The sequence below is a fragment of the Mesorhizobium sp. M4A.F.Ca.ET.022.05.2.1 genome, from assembly GCF_003998845.1.
GTDB lineage: Bacteria > Pseudomonadota > Alphaproteobacteria > Rhizobiales > Rhizobiaceae > Mesorhizobium.
The window spans coordinates 1-1,802 of the sequence record NZ_RZOJ01000672.1 but is presented as its reverse complement, the minus strand read 5'-3'; the positions used below and the strand labels follow the sequence as shown (position 1 = coordinate 1,802).

Sequence of the window (1,802 nt, the reverse complement as noted above, 5' to 3'; positions counted from 1 at the left end):
ACGCTTCTCATTGTGCCGGATGCGGGTGCTTTCGTCGTCTTAAGGTCTCCAGATATTGCAGAAGATCGCCCCGATTACGAAGAGATCGGGCGCTTCGCTAACGCGTCGCTAGCGAAGCGCCCGATCTCTTCGTAATCGGGGCGATCTTCTGCAATATCTGGAGACCTTAAGACGACGAAAGCACCCGCATCCGGCACAATGAGAAGCGTGAGGTCTTCACTTTCGATTGGAGCAGCATGACGAGCGCCGCAGCTTGGACAGTCGTCATCGCACATGCATGACCACTCGTCGACCCAATGTTCGCCGCAGCCGTTGCATTCATAATGGTTTGCGTACCAAGACATTTAGGCGTTGTCCCTTTGCTCGGTCTTCAAAAGCTCTCTTTCCTCAGGCGATAGCGGCCGCGGGCCACAAACTCGAGATATCCGTTGTCTCTGAGGAACTGCAATTGCTGACGAATCTTTGGTCTCACATTTCTGTTGTTCGGGTATAGAGCGCTCAGTTTCCTTTCGAACGCATAGACTTGTTCGATATCGAAATCAGTCGCACCGATCATATCGACACATCTCATTACTTCAATTAGCCAGCCACGAGCATCTGCCTTTTCCTCACGAAGAAAAAGGGTGTGCTGCCATTTTGCGACAACGACCTCTTTAGGGATCGGAATGCTGTTCCTAACCAAAAATATTCGGCCCGCATCCGGAATGCGGTCGAGCAAAATATTGGAACCAACCCAACCCGCTCTCCTCGCTGTCGGCGCCAGTGGGTTCCTTTTCTCGATGATGTCTGGTACGAAAAAATGCTTTGGAACAACGCAAACATGCCTTACTGCTTTTTGCGTCAGATCATAATTCAGCAATATCAAATTCGGGTTGGTCGATGATGCCAATCTGTCAATTTTGGTAAAATAGGCTCCGTCGGCGACCTTCGTGCCGAATGCCTTCTTTTGGCTTTTCAGCTCGAATTGATCACTGCAACTGCTGCAGAAAAAGTCGGCAACAGGTAAATTAGCAGCGAATTTTTCTAGACGGGAGCTTCCACAATTGGGGCAATAAATCCATTGGGAGGCCCACTGCTCAGTCCAAATTCTGGCTTGTTGTGATCCACTGTTATATTTTGCTTGTGTCTCTTCAAAACCAAATTTCATTCGCGATCAAAGCCATCTGTTAGCAGACGCCAATAAACCTGAACTTACAATTCGGCAATGGACGATCAAGAGCAAGCCGGAATGATCACCGCCTTCGCCGAGAAGGAAGGCTACAAGCCAGGCAGCAAATACATCGCTACCAAAATGAGTGGAAACAGTGCTGCCGGGCTCGCCGGAAACATTTTGGTCGGAGGCTTGATTGGCGTCGGTGTTGATGCGGTGACCGGCGCAACGTTGGATCATTTTCCGAACCCTCCGGTGATAACCTTGGTTCCCGTCGACGCCGTCCGCCAGAGCACCAAGGCGGTGGTGCCGCCTCCGCCGCCGCCGCGAGAAACAACAGTGCGCCGAACTGGAGTCTGAGAGAAAGGCACATGAGCCTATCCGGCAGTGGCAAAGCCGGTACCGATGACGCCGCATTGGTATCACCGGTGTTGATCACCGATCTGCAGATGTAGCCGAGTTCTACTCCGCCGCCTCGTACCCCGCGATGCCCTTGATCTCGAGAAAATCCTCGAGCCCATACTCGGCGTATTCGCGGCCGTTGCCGGACTGCTTGTAGCCGCCGAAGGGCAGGCCGGCGTCCCAGGTCGGGTAGTTGATGTAGACGTTGCCGGAGCGCATGCGGGCGGCGACGGCGCGCGCCTTCTCGATG

At 53.1% G+C, this 1,802-nt stretch carries 3 protein-coding genes; 1 reads left to right on the top strand and 2 read right to left on the bottom strand.

Annotated elements, in window-relative coordinates:
- Positions 1 to 370: 370 nt before the first annotated feature.
- Entirely contained in the window at positions 371 to 1,147 is a 777-nt protein-coding gene (locus EN745_RS34420; RefSeq protein WP_126055010.1) for a DpnI domain-containing protein, read from the bottom strand.
- Between the two features lie 81 nt (positions 1,148 to 1,228).
- On the opposite strand from EN745_RS34420, the gene EN745_RS34415 reads away from it, so the two are divergent.
- Positions 1,229 to 1,510, top strand: coding sequence for a hypothetical protein (locus tag EN745_RS34415; RefSeq protein WP_126055011.1), 282 nt, complete (start codon positions 1,229 to 1,231; stop codon positions 1,508 to 1,510).
- Positions 1,511 to 1,612: 102 nt separating this feature from the next.
- On the opposite strand, the gene EN745_RS34410 is transcribed toward EN745_RS34415, so the two are convergent.
- A partial coding sequence (locus EN745_RS34410; RefSeq protein ID WP_127423283.1) for an aldehyde dehydrogenase family protein occupies positions 1,613 to 1,802 on the bottom strand: 190 nt, incomplete at its 5' end.

Bases quoted from the DNA above. Each gene is read 5' to 3' on its own strand.
- EN745_RS34420 (WP_126055010.1), bottom strand. From the start codon at position 1,147: ATGAAATTTGGTTTTGAAGAGACACAAGCAAAATATAACAGTGGATCA.
- EN745_RS34415 (WP_126055011.1), top strand. From the start codon at position 1,229: ATGATCACCGCCTTCGCCGAGAAGGAAGGCTACAAGCCAGGCAGCAAA.